The organism is Variovorax sp. 350MFTsu5.1 (assembly GCF_048302515.1).
Taxonomy (GTDB): domain Bacteria; phylum Pseudomonadota; class Gammaproteobacteria; order Burkholderiales; family Burkholderiaceae_C; genus Variovorax; species Variovorax guangxiensis.
The window spans coordinates 2,769,473-2,795,452 of the sequence record NZ_CP157620.1 but is presented as its reverse complement, the minus strand read 5'-3'; the positions used below and the strand labels follow the sequence as shown (position 1 = coordinate 2,795,452).

General features: G+C 69.0%; 22 protein-coding genes and 1 riboswitch. Of the genes, 5 read left to right on the top strand and 17 right to left on the bottom strand.

Translation table 11 applies throughout. The features are described 5' to 3' along the window. Positions 1–19: 19 nt before the first annotated feature. From ABL843_RS12560 to ABL843_RS12530, 7 genes are all read right to left on the bottom strand, one after another. A complete protein-coding gene (locus ABL843_RS12560) occupies positions 20–1,099 on the bottom strand; it encodes an ATP-binding protein (protein ID WP_418120084.1) in 1,080 nt (359 codons plus the stop codon). Beyond that, positions 1,096–4,914 (bottom strand): cobaltochelatase subunit CobN, encoded by a 3,819-nt coding sequence (gene cobN / locus ABL843_RS12555; protein ID WP_418120083.1) that lies wholly within the window; start codon positions 4,912–4,914, stop codon positions 1,096–1,098. Before cobN ends, ABL843_RS12560 begins: the two co-directional genes overlap by 4 nt. A 12-nt stretch (positions 4,915–4,926) precedes the next feature. Then, the gene (cobW, locus tag ABL843_RS12550; RefSeq protein WP_418120082.1) at positions 4,927–5,997 is read right to left on the bottom strand and encodes a cobalamin biosynthesis protein CobW; all 1,071 of its coding nucleotides are present in this window, start codon (positions 5,995–5,997) and stop codon (positions 4,927–4,929) included. Between the two features lie 119 nt (positions 5,998–6,116). Further along, the gene (locus ABL843_RS12545) at positions 6,117–6,794 is read right to left on the bottom strand and encodes an energy-coupling factor ABC transporter permease (RefSeq protein WP_369658539.1); all 678 of its coding nucleotides are present in this window, start codon (positions 6,792–6,794) and stop codon (positions 6,117–6,119) included. A 73-nt stretch (positions 6,795–6,867) separates the two neighbouring features. Continuing rightward, positions 6,868–8,406, bottom strand: coding sequence for a PepSY domain-containing protein (locus tag ABL843_RS12540; RefSeq protein ID WP_418120081.1), 1,539 nt, complete (start codon positions 8,404–8,406; stop codon positions 6,868–6,870). A 22-nt stretch (positions 8,407–8,428) separates the two neighbouring features. Continuing rightward, positions 8,429–10,510: a TonB-dependent receptor gene (locus ABL843_RS12535; RefSeq protein WP_418120080.1), complete on the bottom strand. Its 2,082-nt coding sequence runs from the start codon at positions 10,508–10,510 to the stop codon at positions 8,429–8,431. A gap of 242 nt (positions 10,511–10,752) precedes the next feature. Continuing rightward, a riboswitch (cobalamin riboswitch) is annotated at positions 10,753–11,054 on the bottom strand. Between the two features lie 93 nt (positions 11,055–11,147). Next, on the bottom strand, positions 11,148–11,372 hold the full coding sequence (locus ABL843_RS12530) for a hypothetical protein (protein ID WP_126018574.1): 225 nt from the start codon (positions 11,370–11,372) through the stop codon (positions 11,148–11,150). A gap of 154 nt (positions 11,373–11,526) precedes the next feature. Here ABL843_RS12530 and ABL843_RS12525 point away from each other — a divergent pair, with 154 nt between their 5' ends. Beyond that, positions 11,527–11,931, top strand: a complete 405-nt coding sequence (locus ABL843_RS12525; protein WP_126018572.1) for a hypothetical protein — start codon at positions 11,527–11,529, stop codon at positions 11,929–11,931. 22 nt (positions 11,932–11,953) lie between these two features. Here ABL843_RS12525 and ybaL read toward each other — a convergent pair whose 3' ends face one another. The 3 genes from ybaL to phbB form a co-directional block, all read right to left on the bottom strand. Next, entirely contained in the window at positions 11,954–13,666 is a 1,713-nt protein-coding gene (gene ybaL / locus ABL843_RS12520; protein WP_126018570.1) for a YbaL family putative K(+) efflux transporter, read from the bottom strand. 63 nt (positions 13,667–13,729) lie between these two features. Beyond that, positions 13,730–15,073 (bottom strand): dicarboxylate/amino acid:cation symporter, encoded by a 1,344-nt coding sequence (locus ABL843_RS12515; protein ID WP_418120079.1) that lies wholly within the window; start codon positions 15,071–15,073, stop codon positions 13,730–13,732. 125 nt (positions 15,074–15,198) lie between these two features. Beyond that, positions 15,199–15,936, bottom strand: a complete 738-nt coding sequence (gene phbB / locus ABL843_RS12510) for an acetoacetyl-CoA reductase (RefSeq protein WP_093201910.1) — start codon at positions 15,934–15,936, stop codon at positions 15,199–15,201. Between the two features lie 204 nt (positions 15,937–16,140). On the opposite strand from phbB, the gene ABL843_RS12505 reads away from it, so the two are divergent. Both ABL843_RS12505 and ABL843_RS12500 read left to right on the top strand, forming a co-directional pair. Continuing rightward, positions 16,141–16,788, top strand: coding sequence for a DJ-1/PfpI family protein (locus tag ABL843_RS12505; RefSeq protein WP_418120078.1), 648 nt, complete (start codon positions 16,141–16,143; stop codon positions 16,786–16,788). Then, complete coding sequence (locus ABL843_RS12500; RefSeq protein WP_418120077.1) at positions 16,785–17,297, top strand: CinA family protein; 513 nt, start codon at positions 16,785–16,787, stop codon at positions 17,295–17,297. Before ABL843_RS12505 ends, ABL843_RS12500 begins: the two co-directional genes overlap by 4 nt. A 6-nt stretch (positions 17,298–17,303) precedes the next feature. Here ABL843_RS12500 and ABL843_RS12495 read toward each other — a convergent pair whose 3' ends face one another. From ABL843_RS12495 to ABL843_RS12475, 5 genes are read right to left on the bottom strand one after another with little or no spacing between them, the layout of a single operon-like run. Further along, the gene (locus ABL843_RS12495; protein ID WP_418120076.1) at positions 17,304–18,314 is read right to left on the bottom strand and encodes a tripartite tricarboxylate transporter substrate binding protein BugD; all 1,011 of its coding nucleotides are present in this window, start codon (positions 18,312–18,314) and stop codon (positions 17,304–17,306) included. Positions 18,315–18,353: 39 nt separating this feature from the next. Further along, on the bottom strand, positions 18,354–19,211 hold the full coding sequence (locus ABL843_RS12490; RefSeq protein WP_418120075.1) for an HpcH/HpaI aldolase/citrate lyase family protein: 858 nt from the start codon (positions 19,209–19,211) through the stop codon (positions 18,354–18,356). Beyond that, on the bottom strand, positions 19,208–20,389 hold the full coding sequence (locus tag ABL843_RS12485; RefSeq protein WP_418120074.1) for a CaiB/BaiF CoA transferase family protein: 1,182 nt from the start codon (positions 20,387–20,389) through the stop codon (positions 19,208–19,210). The genes ABL843_RS12490 and ABL843_RS12485 overlap by 4 nt, the downstream gene beginning before the upstream one ends. A gap of 16 nt (positions 20,390–20,405) precedes the next feature. Then, on the bottom strand, positions 20,406–21,302 hold the full coding sequence (locus ABL843_RS12480; RefSeq protein ID WP_418120073.1) for an FAS1-like dehydratase domain-containing protein: 897 nt from the start codon (positions 21,300–21,302) through the stop codon (positions 20,406–20,408). 27 nt (positions 21,303–21,329) lie between these two features. Further along, entirely contained in the window at positions 21,330–22,325 is a 996-nt protein-coding gene (locus tag ABL843_RS12475; protein WP_418120072.1) for a tripartite tricarboxylate transporter substrate binding protein, read from the bottom strand. Between the two features lie 106 nt (positions 22,326–22,431). On the opposite strand from ABL843_RS12475, the gene ABL843_RS12470 reads away from it, so the two are divergent. Next, complete coding sequence (locus ABL843_RS12470) at positions 22,432–23,346, top strand: LysR family transcriptional regulator (protein WP_418120071.1); 915 nt, start codon at positions 22,432–22,434, stop codon at positions 23,344–23,346. 454 nt (positions 23,347–23,800) lie between these two features. On the opposite strand, the gene ABL843_RS12465 is transcribed toward ABL843_RS12470, so the two are convergent. Together ABL843_RS12465 and yghU are read right to left on the bottom strand one after the other, a co-directional pair. Then, positions 23,801–24,391: an NADPH-dependent FMN reductase gene (locus ABL843_RS12465; protein ID WP_418120070.1), complete on the bottom strand. Its 591-nt coding sequence runs from the start codon at positions 24,389–24,391 to the stop codon at positions 23,801–23,803. A 16-nt stretch (positions 24,392–24,407) separates the two neighbouring features. Further along, the gene (gene yghU / locus ABL843_RS12460; RefSeq protein ID WP_418120069.1) at positions 24,408–25,286 is read right to left on the bottom strand and encodes a glutathione-dependent disulfide-bond oxidoreductase; all 879 of its coding nucleotides are present in this window, start codon (positions 25,284–25,286) and stop codon (positions 24,408–24,410) included. A 28-nt stretch (positions 25,287–25,314) separates the two neighbouring features. On the opposite strand from yghU, the gene ABL843_RS12455 reads away from it, so the two are divergent. Then, positions 25,315–25,959: a glutathione S-transferase family protein gene (locus tag ABL843_RS12455; RefSeq protein ID WP_418120068.1), complete on the top strand. Its 645-nt coding sequence runs from the start codon at positions 25,315–25,317 to the stop codon at positions 25,957–25,959. Positions 25,960–25,980: the final 21 nt, after the last annotated feature.

Below are 25,980 nucleotides of genomic sequence, written 5' to 3'. Positions count from 1 at the left end.
GGTGCGGCGTGCCGGAGGCTCAGGCTTTTTTTGGGGTTGGCTGCCGCTGGCGCGAGTCGATCAGCGGGCGCAGCGGCTTCACGCGCTCGATGCCGACGGGCTCGGGGGGCATGGCGCCCCAGTCACCGTCGTCCGGGCTGCCTGTGCTGTGCTTTCCGACCGCATCGCTGCTGGCCTTGCCGCCCGCTTCGGGCGGCGCAGTCCGAGGAGCGGGAGCTTCGGCCTCCGGCTTGCGCCGGTGCAGCAGCACGGCCTCGGTCACTCGTTGCACATGGTCCGACGTGACGGCCGCTGCACCTTCCCACGCCGCAAGAGCACGGGCCGAGCGCAGCATCACGAGGTCGGCACGCAGCCCATCGACGGCTGCGGCGATGCACATCGCGCTCACCGCCTCGTGCACCGCATCGGTATACGGCAGCGCCGCCGCGTCGGCCACGAGCGCGCGTGCACGCACCAGCGCCGCCGACAGCTCGTCCTGCGCCTGCGAATGCCTGTCGCGAAAGCCCTGCGGATCGGCATCGAAGGCCAGCCGCGCACGCACGATGGCCTGCCGCTCGGACGGGTCGTCGATGTTGCGCAGCTGGACGCACAGGCCGAAGCGGTCGAGCAGCTGCGGGCGCAGCGTGCCCTCCTCCGGGTTCATGGTGCCCACGAGCACGAAGCGCGCGGCGTGACGGTGCGAGATGCCGTCGCGCTCCACCACGTTGACGCCGCTGGCAGCGGCGTCGAGCAGCGAATCGATGAGCGCGTCGGGCAGCAGGTTGATCTCGTCCACGTAGAGCACGCCGCCGTGCGCGCGCGCGAGCAGGCCGGGCGCGAACTGGAGTTCGTGGCCCGCCATCGCGCGGCCGAGGTCCAGCGTGCCGACCAGGCTCTCGAGGCTCGCACCCAATGGCAGCGTGACGAAGGGCGCGTCGGGCAGCAATTCGGCAAGCGCGCGCGCCGCGGTGGTCTTGGCGGTGCCGCGCGGTCCTTCGATCAGCACGCCACCCAGGCCGGGATCGACGGCGGCCAGCAGCAGCGCCTGCCGCAGGTGTGGCTGCCCCGCTATCGCGGAAAAAGGAAAAGGCGCCGGCATGGCGGCGGCGGTGATCGTCATCGGAGGCTTCCTTCCATCCGCTGCTCGTGGTCGAGCAGCAGGTTCTCGAGCCGGGCGCGGTAGTCGCCGGGCGATTGCCAGAGGCCGCGCTGCATGGCTTCGAGCAGGCGGCTGAGCATGTCGTGCAGCGCGCGCGGGTTGTGTTCATTCACGAAGTCGCGGGTGGCGTCGTCGAGCACGTAGGCGTCGGCCACCATGGCGTACTGGTGGTCGCCGACCACGCGCGCGGTGGCATCGAAGCCGAACAGATAGTCGACCGTCGCGGCCATCTCGAAGGCGCCCTTGTAGCCGTGGCGCTTCACGCCGGCTATCCACTTCGGGTTGACGACGCGCGAGCGCACGACGCGGCCGATTTCTTCCTTCAGCGTGCGCACGCGCGGCGCCTGCGGGTTGCCGTGGTCGCCGTGGTACATGGCCGGCTGGCGGCCGCTCAGGTGGCGCACGGCGGCCGCCATGCCGCCCTGGAACTGGTAGTAGTCGTTGGAGTCGAGCAGGTCGTGCTCGCGGCTGTCCTGGTTCTGCATGACGACGGTCATCGCGCGCAGCCGGCGCCTGAGCGCGTCGGCCGCCGGCACGCCGTCGCTGCCCTGTCCGTAGGCATGGGCGCTGCCGCCGACGTAGGCCTTCGACAGATCGTCGTCACTTTGCCAGTCGCCACGGTCGAAGAGCGGCTGCAAGCCGCTGCCGTAGCTGCCCGGCGCCGAGCCGAACACTCGCCAGCCGGCCTGCGTGCGGGCCGCTTCGGGCGCCATGCCCTGCGCCTGCAGCGCGGCGGTCTCGCGCAGGATGCGTGCGCGGATCGGATTGCGCTCCTCGTCCTCGTCTTCCTGCGCTGCCACGGCCTGCACCGCTGCATCGAACATCTGTACGGCACTGGGAAAGGCGTCGCGGAAGAAGCCCGAGATGCGCAGCGTGACGTCGATGCGCGGACGCCCGAGCCCTACCGTGGGCAGCACCTCGAAATCGACCACCCGCTGGCTGCCCGGCGCCCACTTCGGCCGCACGCCGATCAGCGCGAAGGCCTGCGCCAGGTCGTCGCCGCCGGTGCGCATGGTGGCTGTGCCCCAGACCGACAGGCCCATCGCCGACGGGTAGTCGCCGTGCTCCTGCATGTGCCGCTCGACCAACTGCGCGGCCGACTTGAGGCCCAGCATCCAGGCCGTGGGCGTCGGGATAGCACGGGTGTCGACAGCGTAGAAGTTGCGGCCGGTGGGCAGCACGTCGGGACGGCCCCGCGAAGGAGAACCGCTCGGCCCCGGCGGCACGAAGCGGCCCTGCAGGGCGCGGGACAACTGGCGCAACTCCTGCGCGCCGGAGGCGTCGAGCGCGGGGGCCAGGCTTTGTGCGATGCGGCTCATCACGGCTGTTGTCTTCGGCAACCCGGGCGGACACTCGCCCGCTTCGAGCGACCGCTGCGCCAGCAGCTCCAGCCGCTCGCGCGTGTCGCCCTGGTGCCGCCATGCCTCGGTGCTCACCGATTGCAGCAGCGCGGGGCGCGCGCCCTGCCAAGGCCGGGCCGCGTCGATGTCGAGCGGGTCGAAGGCGTCGTCCGGCAGAAGGTCTTGCGAGAGCGCGCCGAGCAGCCCGGCATTCGCGCCGGCGCCGTCGGCGGCCGGATAGCGCGCCAGCGCCAGCAGCGTGTCGCGCCGCAGCCGACCGCTCGGCGAAGCGCCGAACACGTGCAGTCCGTCGCGGATCTGCGTGTCCTTCAGCTCGCAGAGATAGGCGTCCACGCGCGCGAGCACGGCGTCGTCTTCCTCCGCGCCGGGCATGCCCAGTTCCTCGACCAGATGCTGGGCGCGAACGGCCGCGAGGATCTGCGCGCGCAGCACCTTCGCGCGGCGCGCGTCGACCAGCAGCGCGTCGTAGTACTCGTCGACCTGGCGCTCCAGGTCCTGCATCGGCCCGTGGTTCTCGGCGCGCGTGAGCGGCGGCATGAGGTGGTCGACGATGACCGCCTGCGTGCGCCGCTTGGCCTGCGCGCCCTCGCCCGGGTCGTTGACGATGAACGGGTACACGTTAGGCAACGGCCCGAGGATCGCGTCGGGCCAGCAGGACTGCGACAGCGCGATGCTCTTGCCGGGCAGCCATTCGAGGTTGCCGTGCTTGCCCACGTGCACCACCGCGTCGATGGCGAAGGCCTCGCGCAGCCAGAAATAGAAGGCCAGGTAGCTGTGCGGCGGCACCAGTTCGGCGTCGTGGTAGCTCGCGTAGTCGGCGGCGCCCAGGCTGCCGAGCGCCCGCGCGGGCTGGATGCCGACGAACACGCGGCCCAGCCGCAGGCCCGCGATCATGAAACGGCCGTTGCGCAGCATCGGGTCTTGTTCGGCGGTGCCCCAGCGTTCGTCGATGGCGGCCGCCATGCCATCGGGCAGCCGGGCCAGGCACGCCCGGTAGTCGGCCAGCGCGAAGCTCTGCCACGCCGGCCGCGAAGCCCACTGCGCCGGGTCGTTGGCGATGCCTTCCTGCAGCCTGCGCATCAGCGCGTCGCCGTCTGGGGGCATCACGCCGGGGTCGCCGAGCGCATAGCCTTCGGCCGCCATCGTGTGCAGGATCGCCATCACGGAGGCCGGCGTGTCCAGCCCCACGCCGCTGCCGATGCGGCCTTCACTGCCGGGATAGTTGGCAAGGATCAGCGCGATGCGCTTCTCCTCGGCGCGCAGGCTGCGCAGCCGGCACCAGCGCCGCGCCAGTTCGGCCACGAAGGCGATGCGGTCGGGCTCGGGCTGGTAGTTGACCACCTCGGTCTGCGTGAGCTCGCAGCGGTGCGACAGGCCCTTGAAGCTCACGGCCCGCGTGACGATGCGGCCGTCCATCTCGGGCAGCGCGATCTGCATCGCGATGTCGCGCGGGCGCAGGCCCTGGCTGTCGGCCAGCCAGTCCTCCCGGTTGCCGCCGCTCACGATGACCTGGAGCACGGGCGCGTCGCCGGCGAGCTCCACGCCCTCGCCCTCGCCCTGGCCGCCCTGCCCCAGCGCCGCGAATGCGGTCGTGTTGAGCACGAGTTGCACGTCGTGCTCCGCGCACAGCTCGCGCAGCGTGGACAGGCACAGCGAGTCTTTGAGCGAATCGAGCGCGACGGGCAGCGGGTTCAAACTTTGCGCGGTCAACGCCGCTGCCAACGCATCGAAGGCGGCCGTATTGCCCGACAGCAGATGCGACCGGTAGAACACCAGCGCCACCACCGGCGCGCCGGCGTGCCAGCGGTTGCGCAGGTCGTCGATGCCGGCCACCGTGTGCGAAGCACCCGCGCCGCCCGGCACATGCAGCGCCACCTGCGGCAGGCTGCGCGGCGGCAGCGGGGCCTCGCCATGGCCCAGGCCGTGGAAGGCGACCGCGCGCAGGAACTGCATCGCGTTGCCCGCCCCGCCGCTGCGCATGTACTGCCAGAGCTGGCGGCTCACGTCGCGCGACAGGGTGCCGCGCGCGAGCAGGTCTTCGTCTTCCTGCAGGTCGCCGGAGAACATCGCGAGCTGCTGGCCCTTGCGCCTGGCCAGCTTCTCGAGCTGCTGCAGCCCGTAGGCCCAGGCCGATTCGGCGCCCAGGTGGTCGACCACCACCACGCGCGCATGCTGCAGCACTTCGTCGACGTAGAGGTCGAGCGATGCCGGCTGGCGCAGGTACATGAGGTTGGCCAGCCGCAGCGACGGATAGCCTGGGTCGGTGGCCGCGAGCGCAGTGCGCGCGGCGGCGAGCAGCGCGAGCGTGGTGTCGGCCGAGCTGAGCACCACGATGTCGCCCGGTGTCTGGTCGAGACGGGTGACGACGCTGTCGTCCTCGACGAAGCGTCCGGGCTGGGTGCTCAGCAGGTGCATGCGCTCGGGGCGTCAGGCGGTGGCGACGGCGCCCGCCTCTTCGAGCGCCTTGCGCAGTGCGCCTTCGTCCAGGTCTTCGCCGATGAACACCAGCCGCGTGCGCTGCGCCTCGCCGTCGCGCCAGCGGCGGTCGAAGTGGTGGTCGAAGCGCCGGCCCACGCCCTGCACCAGCAGGCGCATCGGCTTGCCCGGCACGGCGACGAAGCCCTTCACGCGGTAGATGGTGTGCTGCTCGACCAGCCTGGCGAGCACGGCCAGCAGGCTGTCACGGTCCACGGGCGGCAGCTCGATGACGAGCGAATCGAATTCGTCGTGATCGTGGTCTTCCTCGTGGTCGTGGTGGCTCTCGCGCAGGTGGATGGTGGCCTCGGCCGCGCGGCCCTGGCCCAGCAGCAGCGCGAGCGGCAGCCGGCCTTCGCTGGCGGCGACGATCTTCACCTCGGGCGGAAGCTCTTCGCGCACCATCGCCTCGACCTTGGCGCGCGCCGCGTCGTCCATCAGGTCGGTCTTGTTGAGCACCACGAGGTCGGCGGCCGAGAGCTGGTCTTCGAACAGTTCGTGCAGCGGCGATTCGTGGTCGAGGTTGGGATCGGCGCGGCGGGCCTCGTCGACGGCCTGCGGGTTCTCGGCGAACTGGCCCGAGGCGGCGGCCGGGCCGTCGACCACGGTGACGACCGAATCCACGGTGAAGATGTTGGCGATGTCCGGCCACTGGAAGGCCTGCACCAGCGGCTTGGGCAGCGCGAGGCCCGAGGTTTCGATGAGCACCGCGTCGAGCTCGCCGCGCCGCTCGGCCAGCTGCAGCATCACCGGCAGGAACTCTTCCTGCACGGTGCAGCAGACGCAGCCGTTGGCCAGCTCGTACAGCGCGCCCTCGCGCTCGTTGCCTTCGTCGTCGCAGCCGATGCCGCAGCCGCGCAGGATCTCGCCGTCGATGCCCAGCTCGCCGAACTCGTTGACGATCACCGCGATGCGGCGGCCCTCGGCGTTGCCGAGGATGTGGCGCAGCAGCGTGGTCTTGCCGCTGCCGAGGAAGCCCGTGACGATGGTGACGGGGATCTTGGCGTTGCTTGCTTGTGTCATGGGAGAAGGTCTTTCAGGCGCCGCCGGCGATGGCGGCGGCGCGATGGGTGGGCGGCACACAGGCGCCCGGGCAGGCACCGCGGCGCCCGCGGGGAAAGGAAGCGCGCGAGAAGCGCGGATCAGGCGCCGCCGTACAGGCGACGCTCGACGAGGGCGGTGCCCTGCAGCCGGCGCCATGCCTTGGCAGCAGCCAGCACGCCCAGGTCGACCAGTGGCTCGACCAGCACGACGGTCATGTAGGCAGCGCCGAAGCTGGCGATCTGGCTCATGTTCTCGATGCCGGTGCCGCGTCCGTACAGCGCCCAGAAGCCGACCCACACCACGATGCCGCCCTGGTACGCCACCGAGAGCTTGAAAGCCTCGCGGTAGCCGATGTCCACATAGGCCAGGTTCTCGGGAATGATGCGGCGCGCCAGCGCAGAAGTGGCGAACAGCGGCACCAGCAGCGTGGTGACGTTCATGCCGTACTGCGGAATGTCCTGCGGCTCGAAGAAGAGGCCCTGGATCAGCAGGCCGCCAGCCAGCCCGATGGCGGCGGGCGCGAGCCCGAACACCAGCAGCAGCGTGGTGCCCAGGATCAGGTGCACCTCCGACACGCCCACCGGGTGGTGCGGGAACACCTCGAAGAAGCAGAACACCAGCGCCACGGCGATGGCAGAGCGCAGCACCAGTGCGGCGGGCCCGTCCTTCATGAGCGTCTGGAACGCGACCTTGCCGGTGTAGGCAAGCGCGGCGGCTGCCGTCGCGTAGCTGAGGAATATCTTGGATCCGTCGACTAGACCTGGTTCGATGTGCATCGAGCACCTCCTGAAATGCACCGCAGTGCGAAAGTTGATTGTTGGTGGATGGGCTGGCTCACGCAAGCCCCGTTCATGAACGCCGCAGCGCATGCCGCGCGCCCGGTACGGCCGCCGGCTTCGGCTTTCGCCGCAGCCGGCGCCAGCCGATCACGGCGCCGCTGGCCGAAGCCACCGCGCCGACGATGGAAAGCAGCCACATCACGAGATCCCAGGCCGGCCGGTGCTGGATAAGCCAGGGAAAGTCGAGGCTGTGCGCCGCGTTGAAGAGCCAGCGGCGCAGGCGCGAGTTGCCGTCGTTGCTGCCGGCCACCTGGCCGCTGGCCGGGTCGATGTAGATCCAGCTGCGCGCCGGGTCGTCGAACTGCAGGCGCCACACGGGCACGATGCGCTCGCGGTGGTGGCCGTACCAGTGGAAGTCTTCTCGGGTCTGCAGCACGGCTTCGGTGATGTTCGAGCCGGGGCGCAGGCGGGCGGCGGCGCGCAGGATGTCTTCCTTCGCGATGGAGGCCGGCGCGCCGGTGGCGGCATCGACCACCCGCACGCGTGCCTTCGCATCGCGCAGCTGCAGCAGCGGCTTGCCATCGAACCACAGCAGCACGGCCTCGCGCGGGGCGTCGGCGCCCTCGCCCGCCGGCATCGTTGCTGGCGGCCACGGGAACGGCGAGGTACCGGCGCCCGTGTAGCGGGCCATTGCCGCAGCATCTGCGCTTCCGCGCTGGAACCAGCCGTTGGGGTTCATCGACAGCCAGCCGCTGACGATCCAGGTCAGCACGAAGAAGCCGCCGACCAGCCCGGCGACGTGGTGCCAGGCCATCCAGCCCTTGTAGGGCGTGACCGAGCCGTTGCGGAAGCGCCGCCGCAGGCGCACCCGCAGGATGCCGACGACGATGCCCGTCACCGCCGAGACGATGCAGGCGGCCGACAGCCACACCACCACGTCGTGCCACAGCGGCGGATCGGCGCGCAGCGGCGTGAAGTAGATCCAGTGCGGCACCGAGCCCAGCCAGTTCCAGAAGCGCTCGGAGCGCGTGGTGTCGCGCACCACCTCGCCGTTGCGCTGCGACACGTAGAGCTCGGTGCCCGCCGCATCACCGACTTCGATGCGGTGCAGCGGACGCAGCGGGTTCAGGCCCTGCGGCACGGTCCACTGGTCACGCTCCAGCGTCTCGGCCCAGCGGGCGCCGGCATGGCCTGAGAAGTCGCGCGCGATGGCCTCGGCCTGCGCGGCATCGACCGGGCCGGGCACGCGGCCGTCGCGCGCCGAAACCGTGTGCCGCCCGCCGCGCGCATCGACGATGCGCCAGACGGGGCCGGCGCCGGCTCCGCCCTGCATCTCCAGCACCATGCGGCGCGGCGGCTGGGCGCGTGCCTCCTTCGGCAGCGCTTCGAGCGCGGCCGAGGGCGACACCGCTGCCTGTCCGAAGCGCAGCGGCGAGAGGCCCGCGAGGCGCTCCTCGTCCGTGAGGTTCGGATACCCCACGTACATCATCACCACGCCCGAGACGAACCACATGACGAACAGCAGGCAGCCGCCGATGCCCAGCCACCGGTGCGTCCAGTAGAGCCCGTGCCGGATGCGCGGCCAGGCGCGGCGCCATGCGGAGGTCATGCGTTCGTCCTGCCCGCGTTCGTCAGAAGTTGACCAGCGCCGACAGCTCGAAGGAGCGCGGGCGCCCCAGCAGCCACTGGTTGCCGCCGTTCGAGAACGACACCGGATAGCGCCGGTCGGCCAGGTTGTAGGCACGCAGCGCGAGCTTGAGCGACGGGTTCGCCTGCCAGCTCACGCCCGCGTCGGCCACGGTGTAGGAGCCGATCTTTCGCGAATTGGCCGCGTCGACCTGGCGCGGGCCCACGTAGCGCACACCGACATCGGCTTCCCACTGCGGCAGGAAGCGCCAGGTGAGCCAGAGGTTGGCGGCCTCCTCGGGCACGCCGGTGGGCGTGTTGCCCGCGCGAGAGACCAGCTTGCCGCCGACCACTTCGTTGAAGTCGTCGTAGCGCGCGCGCAGCTTGGCGACATTGGCCTCCAGCCGCAGCGTGGAGGTCAGAGCCAGGTCGAGCGTGGCTTCGATGCCTTCGGAAGACTGCTTGCCGACCTGCTGGGTGACAGTGGGGTCGATGGCGTCGCGCGAGAGCAGCTTGTTCTTCTCGATGCGGTAGGCCGCCACCGTCCAGGCACCGCGGTTGTCCGCGAGCTGGCGCTTGTAGCCGACCTCGACCTGCCTGCCGGTGCTGAGATCGAAGGCTGCCTGCGAGGCCGAGGTGGTCACCAGCGAACCCAGCGGATCGGCCGCGCGCGCCACCTGGGCGTAGAACGACTGCGAGGCGTCGGGCGCGTAGACCACGCCGAGGCGGCCGGTGGCGTACTCGAAGGTCTTGCCGAAGTTGTTGGCGGCGTTCTGCAGGTCGGTGCGCGCGATCTTCGCGTGGTCCCAGCGCAGGCTGCCCACCAGCGACCACTGCCGGTTGAAGGCCAGCTTGTCCTCGGCGAAGAAGGCGTAGGTGCTGGTCCTGGTCTTGTAGCGCGGCGTGTAGGCCACCGGCGATGCGTAGTAGCCGGGGCTGAAGACGAAGGGGTCGACCACCGAGCGGCCGCCGTAGGGCGAGTCGTTGATGTGCGTGAAGTCGATGCGGTTCACGTCGAAGCCCACCAGCACCTGGTTGGCGAGGCCGAAGAGGCCATGCCTGAAGGTGGCGTCGGTGCGGTTGCCGATCTGCTCCTGGTCGTGGCCGATCTCCAGGTAGTCGCCGCGCGTCACGCGCCGGGTGGTGGCGCTGTAGGTGTAGGTTTCGCTGTTGCGCCAGTGGCGCTTGCTCTCCAGGCGGTAGAGCTGGTTGCGCACCGTCACGGCGTCGCTGGGCGTCCACTGGGCGTCGAGGCGGGTCCACTTGTCGCGGTACTTGATCCCGGCGTCGTCCACGTTGTAGTTCTGGCGCAGGGTCTGGCTGCCGAGGCGGCCATCGATCAGCGGCACGCCGTAGTAGCGCTGCGGCGACTGGCGGCCCTCGTCGTGCGAGAGCGTGAACTGCAGCTGCGGCGACACGTCCAGCCGCACGGCGGCGCTCACAGCCAGGCTCTCGGCCTCGCCACGCTGCATGAAGCCGTCGGTGTTGCGCTGGCTGATGTCGAAGCGGTAGGAGAGCCTGTCGTTGATCGCCCCGCCGCTGCCGAAGGCCACCTGCCGCGTGGCGTCGGAGCCGAGCGTGACCAGCGCTTCATTGCGGATCGGCCCGCGCGCGGGCTTCTTCGGCACCACGTTGATCGCCCCGCCGATGGCGCCCTCGCCGTACATCACCGAGGCTGCGCCGCGCAGCACCTCGATGCGGTCGGCCGACCAGGTGTCGAAGGGAAAAGTGACGGTGCCGGCGCCCGCGTAGAGGCGCGTCCCGTCGAAGAGCTGCATCACCGAGCCATGGCCCAGGAAGCCGCGCGCTCCCAGTGCGGTACCGCCATTGCCCGGACCGGGCGAGCCGGTGATGCCGGTGGCGCGGGTGACGGCGTCGATCACCGAGACGTCGCCACGCGCGCGGATGGTGTCGCCCGTCAGCACCTCGACGCTGGCCGGCGTCTCCAGCGGCGTGAGGCCGAGGCGGCTGCCGGTCTGCGTGGGCTCGTCGATGGCCAGCGGCGTGTGCCGCTCGGCATCGACCTGGATGGGCTTGAGCGTCTGGCCGTCGGGCGTCTGCGCGAAGACCGCCGCACAGGGGCCCACGGCGAGCCCCCAACCCAGTGAAAGACTCGAAAGACCTGAAAACCGCGCCCAGCGTCGCAGCCGTTGTGGCGACGCTCTTCTGCGATCGCTCCCTCGCGACGCATGACCCATGAAACCTCTCCTCCAGCCTGCGTCCCCGCAGGCTCCTGACCGTTGAAGGACGTGGCGGAAGAGGCGAAAGGGCTGCGGCGGCCCGCGGCGGGCGCGGTAGGCGGCTGGCCCGGACACGCACTCCCGCAGCGTCCGAAGGCGGTTGCGAAGGCCGGTATCCGGGCTTGCGGAGTGCCATTGCGTGCTGTTGGATGCACGCAGTGGCGGAAGCCCTCGCCTTCCCACGCCCAAGCGCAGTGGCTGCCCATGCCAATCGAGGAGGCACGAGCCCGAGGGGTTCCAGATCCGCTGACCGTTGCGGGGGCAGCGCAGGAATCGGCGCGTCCATCGATCTCCAGAGAGAACGACGGCGCGGCTCACCTGCTTCCCGTTTAACCCCGTCGCCGTCGATCAGATGGATGGCGTGCGGGGCACCTTCGAACCGTGTGGTCCGGAACGGCGAGTAACCAATGAAAACTGCCGAACCGGAACGGCGGGATTATAGGTAGCGCCCCTCGGGGGCCGGCCCCGAAGCCGGCCGCCAGGCTCAGGAGGCCGGCTTGCCGTCGGGCCCGAACAGCCGCCGCATCATGGCCACGCCCGCCACCAGCGCGTTCGAATAGGTGGCGTAGGGCTCGTGGGCAGCCTCCAGGGGCACGTAGACATGGGTGGTGTCGCCGGGAGAGCCCTCCACGGCCTCCATCAGCACCCAGTAGAACTCCCCCTCCTCCAGCTCATGGACGGTGAGTGCGATGTTTCTGGGAGAAGGCATGGAGCGAGGATGGCGTTGCTTGCTGACTGCTGAATGAATTGAACAGGCCAGGAAGGCGGGCGGTTGACAGAGCTTTCGGGGTTCTCCTACAGAGGCCCCTGCGGGTGCGACCTAATGTTGTATCCAGGGACTTCCACAAGAACCAGGAGGCAGCATGAAGCACTTCACCCTTGAACCCCGCATGCGCTCGAGCATCGGTGGCGCCTTCTACCCCACCGGCTACTCGATGGTGATGTTCCCGAGCGCGGAAGATGCCGACCGCATCGGCCACCGGCTGATTGAAAAGGGCGTCAGCGGCGACGAGGTCTACCTGCTCCCCGCCGAGACCGTGCTCAGCGAGATCGTGCCCACGGTGAGGATCGCCGACGATCCGCTGCCGTCCGCCGGCACCGACGCGGCAACCGTGCGAGCCTACGCCAAGCTGGCGCGCGAGGGCCACACCGGGCTGCTCGTCAGGACCAAGGACGGCGCGGCGGCCGAGCAGATGATGGAGCTGGTGCGCACCGTGCCCTACTCGATCGCCCAGCGCTACCGCACGCTGGTGATAGAAGACCTCTGAGCCGGGCCGGCCTGACCGGACTTCAGGCCGGCACCGCCATCGACACCGCGCGCTGGACCACGTCCCGGGCCATGGCCTGGGCGAGTTCGTGCTCGCCGAGGAACACGGTGGCGGAGGTTTCCTGCGTGAGCAGCCGGGCCTCCTGCTCGTTGTGGCTGCGGATCACCGTCTGGATCGCCGGATTGAGCGTGTGCGCGGTTTCCATCATCTGGCGCACGTTCATGGCATCGGGCGTGGCCACCACCAGCACGCGGGCGCGCGCGATGTGCGCCTGGATCAGCACCGCCGGGTCGGCAGCGTCGCCCCAAACGGCGGGGGTGCCGGCCTCGCGCAGCTTCTCGACCAGTTCGCGGTTCTGCTCGGCCACCACGTAGGGAATGTCGTTGGCGTCGAGTTCGGCCGCGATGCGGCGCCCGACGCGCCCGTAGCCCACCAGCACCACCTGCCGCGAGAGGTACCTGGCCTCGGTGGTCATGGGCAGCTCGGCCAGCGGGTCTTCACGCATCTCCAGCCCGCGCGCGAAGGAGGAATGGGCATGCAGCCATTTCTGCATCGGCGCGATCAGGCTGAACCACAGCGGATTGGTGGCGATGGAAATCAGCGCACCGGCAAGCACCAGGCTCTGCCCCTCCACCGGCAGCAGCCCCAGCGACACGCCCAGCCCGGCCAGGATGAACGAGAACTCGCCGATCTGCGCCAGGCTCGCGCTCACCGTGAGCGCCGTGCCCAGCGGGTAGCGGAACACCAGCACCAGCGCGCAGGCCGCCAGCGACTTGCCCAGCACGATCACCAGCACTACCGCCAGCACCTGCAGCGGCCGGTCGAGCAGCACCGAGGGGTCGAACAGCATGCCGACCGACACGAAGAACAGCACCGCGAAGGCGTCGCGCAGCGGCAGCGACTCCTGCGCCGCCCGGTGCGCGAACTGCGATTCGCGCATCACCATGCCGGCGAAGAAGGCCCCCAGCGCGAAGGACACGCCGAAGAGCGCCGCCGACGCATAGGCGATGCTCACGGCCGCCGCCACCACGCACAGCGTGAACAGCTCGCGCGAGCCGGTGCGCGTGACCTGCCAGAGGATCCACGGGAACACCCGCCGCCCCACCACCAGCATCAGCGCGACGAAGCCGCCGACCTGCAGCAGCGTGAGGCCCAGGGTCTGCCACAGCGGGTCGGCAGTGCCTGCGCCACCCGCCGCGCCCCGGTCGCCGAGCGTTCCCGCCAGCGGCGGAAGCAGCACCAGCACCAGAACCATGGCGAGGTCTTCCACCACCAGCCAGCCGACCGCGATGCGGCCGGTGAATGAATCGAGGATGCCCAGGCTCTCGAGCGCGCGAAGCAGCACGACCGTGCTCGCCACCGACAGCGCCAGCCCGAACACCAGCGCCGCGCCAGGGCTCCAGCCCCACCACATGGCCAGCCCGCCGCCAAGGAGCGTGGCCACCACGATCTGCGCGAGCGCGCCTGGCAGTGCGATCTTGCGCACCGCCAGCAGGTCGTCGAGAGAGAAATGAAGGCCCACGCCGAACATCAGCAGCATCACGCCGATCTCGGCGAGCTGGGCCGCGATGCCCGCATCGGCCACGAAGCCCGGGGTGAAGGGCCCGATGATCACGCCCGCCAGCAGGTAGCCCACCAGCGCCGGCAAACGCAGCCTGGCCGCCAGGAAGCCGAGGATGAGCGCCAGCCCCAGGCCGGCGGCGATCGTGTTGATGAGGGAGACGCTGTGGGGCATCGCTGCATTTTGCAGGAACGATGCCCGGCCTTTTGTTTCAGGAGGCCATCCCGGCCGGCAATCTCAGCCAGCCATCTTGCTCGCCCGGGCCGCGTCCAGCGCCTCGGGCTCCTGCGCTTCCACCCAGCTCTCGTTGTTGAGTCCGGCCTGCAGCCGGTTCTCGTCGAGCTCGTTGGTCCACTTGGCGACCACGATGGTGGCGACGCCGTTGCCGATCAGGTTGGTCAGCGCGCGGGCTTCCGACATGAAGCGGTCGATGCCCAGGATAAGCGCCAGCCCCGCCACCGGCACGTGCCCCACCGCCGACAGCGTGGCCGCCAGCACGATGAAGCCGCTGCCCGTCACGCCCGCCGCGCCCTTCGAGGTCAGCAGCAGCACGGCGAGCAGCGTGATCTCCTGCGTGAGCGTCATCGGCGTGTTGGTCGCCTGCGCGATGAACACCGCCGCCATCGTCAGGTAGATGGAAGTGCCGTCGAGGTTGAACGAATAGCCGGTCGGGATCACGAGGCCCACGCAGGTCTTGTTGGCGCCCAGGTTCTCCATCTTCTCCATCATGCGCGGCAGCACCGATTCGCTCGACGACGTGCCCAGCACGATCAGCAGCTCCTCCTTGATGTACTTGATGAACTTCCAGATGCTGAAGCCGTGGAATCGCGCTATGAGCCCCAGCACCACGAAGATGAACAGCAGGCAGGTCAGGTAGAAGGTGCCCATCAGCTTGCCCAGCGAGAACAGGCTGCCCAGCCCGTACTTGCCGATGGTGAAGGCCATGGCGCCGAAGGCGCCGATGGGCGCCAGCTTCATGATGTAGTTGACGATGCCGAAGAGCACGTGCGAGCCCTTCTCGATCACGTCGAACACCAGCGTGCCGCGCCCCCCGAAACGGTGCAGCGCGAAGCCGAACAGCACAGCGATGAGCAGCACCTGCAGGATCTCGCCCTTCGCGAAGGCGTCCACCACGGTGTTGGGGATGATGTTCAGGATGAAGTCGACCGTGCCGGTCATCTTGCCCGGGCCGGTGTAGGCCGCGATGCCCTTGGTGTCGAGCGTGGCCGGGTCGACGTTCATGCCGGCGCCGGGCTTGAGCACGTTCACCAGCACGAGGCCCACGATGAGCGCGATGCTGCTCACCACCTCGAAGTACAGCAGCGCGAGGCCGCCGGTCTTGCCGACCTTCTTCATGTCTTCCATGCCGGCGATGCCCACCACCACCGTGCAGAAGATGATCGGCGCGATGATCATCTTGATCAGCTTGATGAAGCCGTCGCCCAGCGGCTTCATCGCCTCGCCGGCCGCCGGGTAGAAGTGGCCGAGCAGCACGCCGATGATCACCGCGGTGATCACCTGCACGTACAGGGAACGGTAGATCGGGAGCTTTCTGGCGGGAGTGCTTGTTGTGCTTTCCATGTTTGCCTCCGGAGGGTTGAAAACTGTAGGACGCCTGTTCGCGGTTTTCTATCCGTGGAACCCGTATCGATGAAATGAAAAGACCCGCCGAAGCGGGTCTGTCGATCAGGTGTAAGTCAGCATGCTTAATGCATGTGAAGACCGCCGTTGACCGAGAAGTCGGCGCCGGTGCTGTAGCCGCCTTCGTCCGTGGCCAGCCACGAGATGATGGACGCGATTTCGCTCGGCTCGCCCAGGCGCTTGACCGGGATGGTGGCCACGATCTTGTCGAGCACTTCCTGGCGGATGGCCTTGACCATGTCGGTGCCGATGTAGCCCGGGCTCACGGTGTTGACCGTCACGCCCTTGTTGGCCAGCTCCTGCGCCAGCGCCATGGTGAAGCCGTGCATGCCGGCCTTGGCCGCCGAGTAGTTGGTCTGGCCCGCCTGGCCCTTGGCGCCGTTGACCGAGCTGATGTTGATGATGCGGCCCCAGCCCTTTTCCACCATGTCGCCCACCACCTGCTTGGTGACGTTGAACATGCTGTTGAGGTTGGTCTCGATCACCGCGCTCCAGTCCTCGGGCGTCATCTTGAGGAACATGCGGTCCCGCGTGATGCCGGCGTTGTTGACCAGCACGTCGATGGGGCCATGCGCGGCCTTGGCGGCGGAGAAGGCTTCGACGGTGGATTGCCAGTCGCCCACATTGCCGACCGACGCATGGAACTCGAAGCCTGCGGCTTTCTGTTCGGCCAGCCACTTGGCGTAGTCGCGCGTGGGGCCGCAACCTGCGACCACGGTGAACCCGTCCTTGTAGAGACGCTGGCAGATGGCTGTTCCGATGCCACCCATGCCCCCGGTGACATATGCAACTTTCTTGCTCATGAGATTTCCTTTGTGTAATGGCAAAAGCCTGAACGGCCACCTTCACTCTAGCGAGTTTCAAGCCATGGGCCCTCTCAGGAAAACACTGAGCCAAGCTTGCAACCAGCTGTCACGAAGATTGTCATGAGGCGGCCTTCGTGCTCACCCTCTATCCTCGCATCTGCGCGTGTCCGCGCGAGCCATAAACCCAAGGAGTTCCAAAGTATGAATTTCGGGATCATCGTCTTCCCCGACGTCGAGGAACTCGACTTCGTCGGCCCCTGGGAAATGCTCACCATGTGGAGCAAGCTGGCCGGCGGTCCCGAGCACTGCCTGATCGTGGCCGAGAAGCGCGAGCCGGTGGTCTGCGCCAAGGGCCTCTCGATCAACCCCCACGTTTCCTTCGCCGACTGCCCCCAGCTCGACTGCCTTCTCGTGCCCGGCGGCATGGGCACGCGCCGCGAGGTCGACAACCCCGCCATGACCCGCTTCCTCGCCGACCAGGCGCCCGGATGCACCACGCTGATGTCGGTATGCACCGGCGCCTTCGTGCTGCACGCGGCCGGTCTGCTCTCGGGCAAGACCGCCACCACGCACTGGGGGTCGCTCGACCGCCTTCGCGCGCTGGGCGACGTGAAGGTGGTGGAGCAGCGCTTCGTGCAGGACGGCAACGTCTGGACATCGGCCGGGGTATCGGCCGGTACCGACCTGATGCTGGCCTACATCGCCCACAGCGCGGGCGAGGAAGCCGCCGCCAGGGTGCAGCTGCAGGCCGAGTACTACCCCGCGGACACCGTCTACGGAAACACCGCGAGCCACGAGCGCGCGCCGGCCTACGTGAAGCGGCCCGGTCCGCGCTTCCAGGCCAAATGACCGCGCCCTCCCTGCCCGAATCCTTGCCCGTGCTCGCTGCACGCGTCGGCGAAGCGCTGCGCGCGCGGGGCCAGACGGTGGCGGTGGTCGAGTCCTCGGCCGGCGGACTGGTTTCGGCAGCCCTGCTCGCCATCGCGGGCGCCTCGGCCTACTTCAAGGGCGGCGCGGTCGTCTATTCGAGACGCGCCGGCCGCGCGCTGCTGGGCCTGACCGCCGAAGACATGACCGGCATGCGCGGCGAGACCGAACCCTACGCCCGGCTCATCGCCGGCCGGGTACGAGACACCCACCACTCGACCTGGGGCATCGCCGAGAGCGGAGCGGCCGGGCCGTCGCCCAGCCCCTACGGCGATGTACCGGGCCGCGTGTGCCTGGCGCTCGCCGGCCCGGTCACCGTGAGCCGCACCATCGAAACCGGCAATTCCGACCGGCCCGCGAACATGGACCTGTTCGCGCGGCACCTGCTCGCCCTGTTCGACGAGACGCTGCGCGCGCAGTCCATCGACTGAAAAAGATCAGTCCGCCTGCACGCCCGCGGCACGGATCACCTTGCCCCACTTGCCCACCTCCGCCGCGAGGTGCGTGCGCAGGCTCTCGGGCGTCTGCTTCTCCACCGGCACGATCTCGGAGCTGAGCTCGGCCAGGCGGTGCTTCACCATGTCGTCCTGCAGCGCCGCGCGCAGGGCGACGTTGAGCTTCTCGATCACCGGCTGCGGCGTGCCCTTGGGCGCATAGATGCCGTGCCACACCCGCACGTCGAAGCCCTTGAGACCCTGCTCGTCCAGCGTCGGGATGTTCGGCATGCTCGACAGCCGCTGCGGCGTGGTCACGCCGAACACCTTCACGCGGTTGCCGTCCTTGATGACCGGCCCGGTCTGCGTGGTCTGGTCGCACAGCAGGTCGACCTGCCCGCCCATCAGGTCGTTGAGCGCCGGGCCCGCACCCTTGTAGGGCACGGTCGTGAGCTGCACGCCGATCTGGTTCATGAAAAGCAGCCCGCACAGCTGCGACACCGCGCCCACACCCGCGTTGGCCAGCGTGACCTTGTCCTTGTTGGCCTTCACGTAGGCCAGCAGCTCCTGGTAGTTGTTGGCCGGAAAGTCCTTGCGCGACAGCAGCGTCATCGGCACGTCCAGCACCTGGCCTACGTACTCGAAGTCCTTCAGCGGGTCGTAGTTGAGCTTCTTGTAGAGCGCGGGCGCGGTGGCCATGCCCATGTGGTGGATGAGGATGGTGTAGCCGTTGGGCGCCGCCTTGGCCACCCGCGTGGGCGCGATGGTGCCGCCCGCGCCCACGGTGTTCTCGACGATCACCGGCTGGCCCAGCGACTTGCCCATGGGAATGGCCAGCATCCGCGCCACCACGTCTGTGGGGCCGCCGGCCGAGTACGGCACGACCATCGTCACCGGCTTGTCGGGCCATGCGGCCTGCGCCGATGCCGGCGCCTGGAAGGCCAGCAGGCATGCGCCCGCCGAGGCGGCGATCAGGGTCCTGAATTTCCAGTCTTTCTTCGTTGCTCTCGTCACTTGCTTGTCTCCTTTATGGGTTGTTTGCTCAGGGGTGTCTCAGGGTTGCTGTTCTTCGAGCGCGAGCAGGCGTTCGGCCAGCCGCACCACCGGCGCGTCGACCATGCGCCCGTCGAGGCTGACCACGCCGCCGCCGGCCGCGCGTATGGCCTCGACCACGCGACGGGCCCACGCCAGTTCCTGCGCCGTGGGGCCGAGCCCCGCATGCACCGGCGCGACCTGGTCGGGATGGATGCACAGCCTGGCGCCGAAGCCGCCGCGCCGGGCGCGCGCGGTGTCCGCTGCCAGCCGGGCCGCGTCACGCCAGTCGGGCGTCACGCCATCGATGGGCGCGGCAAGGCCGGCGCGGCGCGATGCCAGCAGCAGCGCGAGGCGTACCGGCACCAGCTCGGCCTCGTCGGCATCGCAGGCCAAGCCCAGGTCGGCCTGGAAATCGAGGTTGCCAAAGGCCAGGCGCAGCACCTGCGGGGCGGCGGCGAGTTCGTCGGCGGCGGCGAGGCCGGCGGCTGTTTCGACCAGCGGCACCAGCACGGCCGAGGGGCCTGCCGCCGTGGCCAGCCGAGAGAGGTCGGCCGCGCGTTCCGCCTTCGGCAGCACGATGCCGGCGATCAGGCCCTGCGCAGCGAGCGCCGCGACCTGCGCGCAATCGTCGTCATGCCACGGCGTGCCGGCGGCGTTGATGCGCACCAGCAGGCGTCGCCGGTCTGCGGCGGGCAACGCGGCGAACGAGGCTGCCAGCTGCTCGCGCGCCTGCACCTTGCGCTCGGGCGCGACGGCATCTTCGAGGTCGACGATCACGCCGCCCGCCCCGCAGGCCAATGCGCGCGCATGGCGCTCCGGCCGGTCAGCGGGTACGAAGAGAAAGGCGCGCGCCAGCGAAAGCGGCGGCGCGCTCACACCGCCCCCGCCTCGCGCAGCGCGGCGATGTCCGCCTCGCCGCGCCCGAGGCTGCGCAGGATGGCGTCGGTGTGCTCGCCGACCGCAGGGATCGGGTCCATGCGGTAGTCGAACGCGCTCTGGCGCCCCGCCGGCAGCAGGGCCGGAATGTCTCCGGCGGGCGAGCCCACCTGCCGCCAGCGCTCGCGCGCCTGCAGCTGCGGATGGGCCCAGAGACCGGCCATGTCGTTCATGCGGGCGTTGGCGATCTGCGCGGTGTCGAGCCGCTCCAGCACCTGCGCCGTGCTCAGCGCGCCGAAGGTCTCCACGATGATCGAGCGCAGCGCCTCGCGGTTCTCGTTGCGGCGCGCGTTGCTGTCGAAACGGGGGTCGGCGGCAAGCCCGGCCTGCAGCAGCACCTTCTCGCAGAAGACTCGCCATTCGCGCTCGTTCTGCAGGCCCAGCATCACGGTGCCGCCGTCGCCGGCGGGGAACGGGCCGTAGGGGTAGATGGTCGCGTGCGAGGCGGCGCTGCGCGGCGGCGGCGGTGCCCCGTCGTAGGCGTAGTACATCGGGTAGCCCATCCACTCGGCCAGCGACTCGAGCATCGACACGTCGATGTGCGAGCCCTTGCCCGTCTTGCCGCGCTGGAGGAGCGCCGCGAGGATGCCGGTGTAGGCATACATGCCGGCCGCAATGTCGGCGATGGAATTGCCCGACTTGCAGGGCTCGTCGGGCGTGCCCGTCACCGAAAGAAAGCCGGCCTCGCTCTGGATCAGCAGGTCGTAGGCCTTCTTGTCGCGGTACGGGCCGTCCTCGCCGTAGCCAGAGATGTCGCAGACGATGAGCCTCGGGTGCTTTTCCTGCAGCGCCTGGGCGCCCAGCCCCATGCGCGCGGCCGCGCCGGGCGCGAGGTTCTGCACCAGCACATCGGCGTCGGCCAGCAGCTCCTGCAGCACCGCGAGCGCAGCGGGCTGCTTGAGGTCGAGCGTGAGGCTTTCCTTCGAGCGGTTGACCCACACGAAGTGCGAGGCCTCGCCGCCCACGCGGGCGTCGTAGGCGCGGGCGAAGTCGCCCGCCCCGGGGCGCTCCACCTTGATGACGCGTGCGCCGAGGTCGGCGAGCTGGCGGGTGCAGAACGGCGCGGCGATCGCGTGCTCGAGCGAGATGACGGTGATGCCGTCCAGGGGTCTTGTCATGTGTTCGTTCCTCCGCTCAGGCCAGCACGGCCGTGGCCTGCATCGTGAGCCAGCCGTCGGCGTCCTCGCCCCACAGGCTGAATGTCTTTGCGTCGGCCTCGGGTTTGCCGTGCACGCGGAACGGCGCGATGTCGAAGGTCGGGCGCACGGCGCGGAACTCGAAGCGCGCGAGCTGTGCGCCCGGCACGTTGCGGCGCAGCAGGTCGACCAGCAGCGTCGCGATCAGCGGGCCATGCACGATCAGGCCCGGATAGCCCTCGACCTGCGTGACGTAGCGGCGGTCGTAGTGGATGCGGTGGCCGTTGAAGGTCAGCGCGGAGTAGCGGAAGAGCAGCACGTCGTCGGGCACGAGGTCGCGGCTGAAGGCGGCGTCCTTCGGCGCGGGCGTGGGCGGCGGGCCCGCCTCGCCGGGCTGGGCGGCGGCGCGGTAGACGATGTCGTGCTCCTCGGTGAGCGCGAGGCCGCGTTCGTTGCGCACCTCGTGGCGCACCAGCACGAACACCAGCTCGCCGGTGCGGCCTGCCTTGTGCGTGACTGAGACGATGCGCGAAGTGCGCTCCACCTTGTCGCCCACCTGCAGCGGATTGCCCGCCTCCCATGCGAGCCGCCCACCCGCCCACATGCGGCGCGGCAGCGGCACGGGCGGAAGGAAGCCGCCGCGCTTCGCGTGGCCGTCCTCGCCGATCTCGGACTGGCGGTGGTGCGGCAGGAAGTAGAGCCAGTGCCACAGCTCGGGCAGGCGCGTGCCGGCCTGCGGCAGCGGGTCGTCGCGATCGAGCGTGGCGGAGAGCGCGCGCACTGGCGCGGCGGTGATGTCGTCGGCCAGCGTTTCGCTGCGGCCCTGCCAGGCCTGCAGCTTCGCCAGCGCCTCGCTGTCGATCGCGGGAGATGAAGTCTGTGTGTCGTTGCTCATGGATTCCTTCGTCGATTCCTGCGTCGTTCAGTCGACCGCGGCACCGGAGGCCTTGACGATCCGCGCCCACTTGGCGAGGTCGTCGTGCAGCAGCGCCGAGAACTGTTCGGGGGTGGTCGGCGCGGCGATCTCCACGCCCTGCTGGTCGAGCTTGTCGCGCAGGTCCTTGGAGGCCAGCGCCTTGCGCGTGGCGTCCTGCAGCGTGGCGAGCACGTCGGCCGGCACGCCCGCGGGGGCGAACAGGCCGATCCACAGCGTGCCGTTGTAGCCGGGCACGGCCTCGGCGATGGTGGGCACGTCGGGCAGCACGGGCGAGCGTTTTTCGCCGCTCACGGCCAGCGCGCGCAGCTTGCCGGCCTTGATATGCGGCAGCGCCGAAGGCAGGCTCGCGAACACAATGGGCAGCTGCCCGCCCAGCACGTCGTTGAGCGCCGGCGCCACGCCCTTGTACGGCACGTGCTGCATCGAGATGCCTGCCATGCTGTTGAGCATTTCGCCCAGCAGGTGGTTGAGCGTGCCGTTGCCGGCCGAGGCGTACTGGTAGTTGGCGCCCTTCGCCCGCGCGAGCTTCAGGAACTCGGCGAGGTTCTTCGCCGGAAACGAGGGGTTGACCAGCAGCACGTTGGGCACCGCGCCGACGAGGCCCACGGGCTTGAAGTCTTTCTCTGGGTCAAAGCCCGGGTTCTTGTACAGCGCCGGGTTGATGGCCTGGCTGCTGCTGATGGTCATGAGCAGCGTGTAGCCGTCCTTCGGACCCTTGGCCACCAGCTGTGTGCCGATGTTGCCGCCCGCGCCGGGGCGGTTGTCGACCACCACGCTGGCGTTGTTCATCACCTCGCCGAGCTTCTGGCCCACGAGGCGGCCGACGATGTCGTTGGTGCCGCCGGCGGCCTGCGGCACGACCAGCGTGACGGGGCGCGAGGGATAGCTTTGCGCGAGCGCGGGGCCCGCCGGAAGCACGAACGCGGCTGCCAGCGACAGCAGCGCCCATGCGCGGAATTTCGTGTGTCTTGTCGTCTCCATGGCCCGCATCGTCGGCCGCCCCACCCTCGCGCGCAATCTGCGATTTCGGAACCCAGCCTTCTGCAATGCCGAAGGCTGGTGGCATGCCGGCGCCTACCATCACTGCATGCTTTTCGACCTCACCGACCTCCGGCTCTTCGTCGCCACGGCCGAGCTCGGCAACCTGACGCGAGCGGCCGAGCGCCAGCACCTGTCGCTGGCGGCGGCCAGCGCGCGCATCAAGGCGCTGGAAACCCAGGCCGGCCTGCAGCTGCTGCAGCGCGAGGCCCGCTGCGTGCGGCTGCTGCCGCCAGGGGAAGCCTTTTTGCATCACGCCCGCCTCGTGCTGCACCAGACGGAGCAGCTTCGCGCCGACTTGCTCGAATACGGCGGCGGCCTGCGCGGCCACCTGCGCGTGTTCGCCAACACCACGGCGGTGACGGACTTCCTGCCCGAGATCCTGCCGGGCTTTCTGGCGCGCAACCCGCGCATCAACGTCGACCTTCAGGAAAAACCGAATGCTCAGATCCCTCGCGGCGTGCTCGACGGCCGCGCCGACATCGGCATCGTCGCGGGCCGCGTCGACACGTTGGGGCTGGAAGCCATCCACTTCAGCACCGACCGGCTGGTGCTCGCCACCTCGCGCAAGCACCGCTTCGCCAGGCGCAAGAAGATCTCCTTCGCCGAGACGCTCGATGAAGACGCCATCGGCATGCAGCAAGGCAGCACGCTGCAGACTTTCCTCTCGCAGATCACCGACAACCTGGGCAAGCGGCAGAAGCTGCGCATCCAGCTCGGCAGCTTCGACGCCATGTGCCGGATGATCGGCAACGGCGTGGGCATCGGCGTCGTGCCCGAGTCGGCCGCCCGGCGCAACCAGGAAAGCATGCAGCTCGCGCTGATCGACCTCGACGACGCCTGGTGCGTGCGGGAGCGCTACCTGCTGGTACGCGACCGCGCGGCTCTGCCGATCTACGCGCAGGCGCTGGTCGACACGCTATGCCAGCATTACGCAGAACAGCAGGCAGCGCCTGAAAGCTGACGACGGCATCGAAAAAACAGCAACTTGCGCGCGATTGCTGAACAACTCGCTCCCGTCCCCATTTTCTGTGGGCAACTTTGGGGGTAACTCATGAGGAGCCTTGTAAAACGAATGCAAGTTGTTGTTTTACAAGGGTATTCCTTAGTTTGCTCAAATTTTGGGCGGTGAACAACCTTGGTCGCCAAAACCGCGTCGCCAAGCCCTCGAAGCACCTCCGACTCCTGTTTTTCACGGTTTTCCGTGAACGAAAAACGCTATCGGATCAGCCACTTGCAGCCGGAATGTGGAAAAGCCGGCTTCTTCCCCACTTTCAGTGCACAACTTTGGGGATAACTGATGAGGAGCGTTGTAAAAGCAACGTAAGTTGTTGTTTTACAAAGGGATTAGTTAATCTGCCCAAAATTTGGGCGGTGAACAAGATGCCCTTCGGACTCGCCGCGAGCCCTGCCGGCGATCAGTAAGGCGGCGCCTTGCGTGCCCGCTGCGCGCGTGCCGCCTCGGTCCACCACGCGAGGTCGTCCGCAAACCGGCCGAACGAGCGCTGCAGCGATTCGCCGGCAGGCCCCGTCGGCTTGCCGGCTGCGTCCAGCGTCTGCGAGATCGGCCCTACGGCGAGGGTGCTCGACACCACGACCATGCCCATCTCCGAAAGGATCGAATGCCACACCGTGCCCGAGCGCACGCCGGAGAAGCGCCCCGCCGAATAGCTCGCGATGGCCGCGGGGCGCCAGAACCACTCTTCCAGGAAATGGTCCGTGAGGTTCTTCAGGCCCGGTTGCGGGCCCCAGTTGTATTCGCCGGTGACGAAGATGAAGGCGTCAGCCGTGCGGATCTTCTCGGCCAGCGCCTCCATCGCAGCGGGAGCGCTGCCCTTCGGGTATTCCTTGTACATGCGGTCGAGCATGGGCAGGTCGACCGCCTTCGCGTCGATCAGCTCCGCGTCGTCGCCGCGCTCGCGCAGGCCGGCGACGATGAAGTCGGCCAGGCGCACGCCCATGCGGTCGGAGCGGTAGGAGCCGTAGAACACCAGGATCTTGTCGCTCATCGTCTGTGCTCCTCGCTCAGGTAGGCGCCTGCAGCTTGTCCTGCGTGCGGGTGTCGAAGTCGGTGGCGTCGTGCCGCTCGTGCAGCTGGCTCGTCGGCTGGCCCCAGGTGCGGTTGACCATGCGGCCGCGCTGCACCGCCGGTCGCTGGGCGATCTCGTCGGTCCAGCGCAGCACATTTTTGTATTCGCTCACCTGCAGGAACTCGCCCGCCTCGTAGAGCTGCCCCTTGGCCAGCGTGCCGTACCAGGGCCAGACGGCCATGTCGGCGATGGTGTATTCGTCGCCCGCGAGATAGCGGATCTCGGCCAGGCGGCGGTCGAGCACGTCGAGCTGGCGCTTGGTCTCCATCGCGAAGCGGTCGATGGCGTATTCGATCTTCGTGGGCGCGTAGGCATAGAAATGCCCGAAGCCGCCGCCCAGGTACGGCGCGCTGCCCATCTGCCAGAAGAGCCACGACAGGCACTCGGCCCGCGCCGCCCGCTCGGTCGGAAGGAAGGCGTTGCCGAACTTCTCGGCCAGGTACAGCAGGATCGCGCCCGACTCGAACACGCGGATCGGCTTGTCGCCGCTGCGGTCCATGAGCGCGGGAATCTTCGAATTCGGGTTCACCGCCACGAAGCCGCTGCCGAACTGGTCGCCGTCATTGATGCGGATCAGCCAGGCGTCGTACTCGGCGCCCGCATGGCCCAGCGCCAGCAGTTCCTCGAGCATCACCGTCACTTTCACGCCGTTGGGCGTGGCGAGCGAATAGAGTTGCAGCGGATGCTTGCCGACGGGCAGCTCCTTCTCGTGCGTCGCGCCCGCGATGGGGCGATTGATGTTCGCGAAGCGGCCGCCGCTTTCCTTGTTCCATGACCAGACGGTGGGCGGCGTGTAGGCTGTCGTGCCATTCATGCGATGAGTTCCTGGAGTTGAACCGACGATGATCATTCTCTACGACTGCGCCACCGCCCCCAGCCCGCGGCGCGCGCGCATCCTGCTTGCCGAGAAGGGCATTGCGCACGAGACCGTGCAGGTCGATCTTGTCCGTGGTGAGCAGATGGGCGAGGCCTACCGCGCGATCAATCCGCAGTGCACCGTGCCTGCCCTGCGCACCGACGACGAAGACGGCCTGCTGCTGACCGACAACGCCGCCATTGCGGCCTGGTTGGAAGCCCGATACCCGCAGCCGCCGCTGATGGGCATCACCCCACGGGAGAAAGCCGAGATCGCCAGCTGGAACTGGCGCATCGAGTTCGAAGGATTGCTCGCCATCGCCGAGACGCTGCGCAACAGCTCGCCCGCCATGGCCGACCGCGCATTGCCCGGCCCGGTGAACTACGCGCAGATTCCCGAACTCGCCCAACGCGGGCTCGCGCGGATTCAACACTTCTTCGAAACGTTGAACGAACGGCTGGCCGGCCGCGATTTCATCGCCACCGACCGCTTCAGCATTGCCGACATCACCGCCGTGGTGGCGGTGGACTTCGCCCGCGTGGTGCGCGTCAAGCCCGGGGAGCAGCACCCCGAGCTGCTGCGCTGGCGTGCGGCTATGGCGCAGCGGCCGTCGATGGCGATGGCGCGCTGAGCCCATGACAACGGCGCACCG

What these genes read in the sequence shown, in the direction of transcription:
- ABL843_RS12560 (WP_418120084.1), bottom strand. Translation starts at nt 1,099, where the DNA reads ATGACGATCACCGCCGCCGCCATGCCGGCGCCTTTTCCTTTTTCCGCG.
- cobN (WP_418120083.1), bottom strand. Translation starts at nt 4,914, where the DNA reads ATGCACCTGCTGAGCACCCAGCCCGGACGCTTCGTCGAGGACGACAGC.
- cobW (WP_418120082.1), bottom strand. Translation starts at nt 5,997, where the DNA reads ATGACACAAGCAAGCAACGCCAAGATCCCCGTCACCATCGTCACGGGC.
- ABL843_RS12545 (WP_369658539.1), bottom strand. Translation starts at nt 6,794, where the DNA reads ATGCACATCGAACCAGGTCTAGTCGACGGATCCAAGATATTCCTCAGC.
- ABL843_RS12540 (WP_418120081.1), bottom strand. Translation starts at nt 8,406, where the DNA reads ATGACCTCCGCATGGCGCCGCGCCTGGCCGCGCATCCGGCACGGGCTC.
- ABL843_RS12530 (WP_126018574.1), bottom strand. Translation starts at nt 11,372, where the DNA reads ATGCCTTCTCCCAGAAACATCGCACTCACCGTCCATGAGCTGGAGGAG.
- ABL843_RS12525 (WP_126018572.1), top strand. Translation starts at nt 11,527, where the DNA reads ATGAAGCACTTCACCCTTGAACCCCGCATGCGCTCGAGCATCGGTGGC.
- ybaL (WP_126018570.1), bottom strand. Translation starts at nt 13,666, where the DNA reads ATGCCCCACAGCGTCTCCCTCATCAACACGATCGCCGCCGGCCTGGGG.
- ABL843_RS12515 (WP_418120079.1), bottom strand. Translation starts at nt 15,073, where the DNA reads ATGGAAAGCACAACAAGCACTCCCGCCAGAAAGCTCCCGATCTACCGT.
- phbB (WP_093201910.1), bottom strand. Translation starts at nt 15,936, where the DNA reads ATGAGCAAGAAAGTTGCATATGTCACCGGGGGCATGGGTGGCATCGGA.
- ABL843_RS12505 (WP_418120078.1), top strand. Translation starts at nt 16,141, where the DNA reads ATGAATTTCGGGATCATCGTCTTCCCCGACGTCGAGGAACTCGACTTC.
- ABL843_RS12500 (WP_418120077.1), top strand. Translation starts at nt 16,785, where the DNA reads ATGACCGCGCCCTCCCTGCCCGAATCCTTGCCCGTGCTCGCTGCACGC.
- ABL843_RS12485 (WP_418120074.1), bottom strand. Translation starts at nt 20,389, where the DNA reads ATGACAAGACCCCTGGACGGCATCACCGTCATCTCGCTCGAGCACGCG.
- ABL843_RS12480 (WP_418120073.1), bottom strand. Translation starts at nt 21,302, where the DNA reads ATGAGCAACGACACACAGACTTCATCTCCCGCGATCGACAGCGAGGCG.
- ABL843_RS12475 (WP_418120072.1), bottom strand. Translation starts at nt 22,325, where the DNA reads ATGGAGACGACAAGACACACGAAATTCCGCGCATGGGCGCTGCTGTCG.
- ABL843_RS12470 (WP_418120071.1), top strand. Translation starts at nt 22,432, where the DNA reads ATGCTTTTCGACCTCACCGACCTCCGGCTCTTCGTCGCCACGGCCGAG.
- ABL843_RS12465 (WP_418120070.1), bottom strand. Translation starts at nt 24,391, where the DNA reads ATGAGCGACAAGATCCTGGTGTTCTACGGCTCCTACCGCTCCGACCGC.
- yghU (WP_418120069.1), bottom strand. Translation starts at nt 25,286, where the DNA reads ATGAATGGCACGACAGCCTACACGCCGCCCACCGTCTGGTCATGGAAC.
- ABL843_RS12455 (WP_418120068.1), top strand. Translation starts at nt 25,315, where the DNA reads ATGATCATTCTCTACGACTGCGCCACCGCCCCCAGCCCGCGGCGCGCG.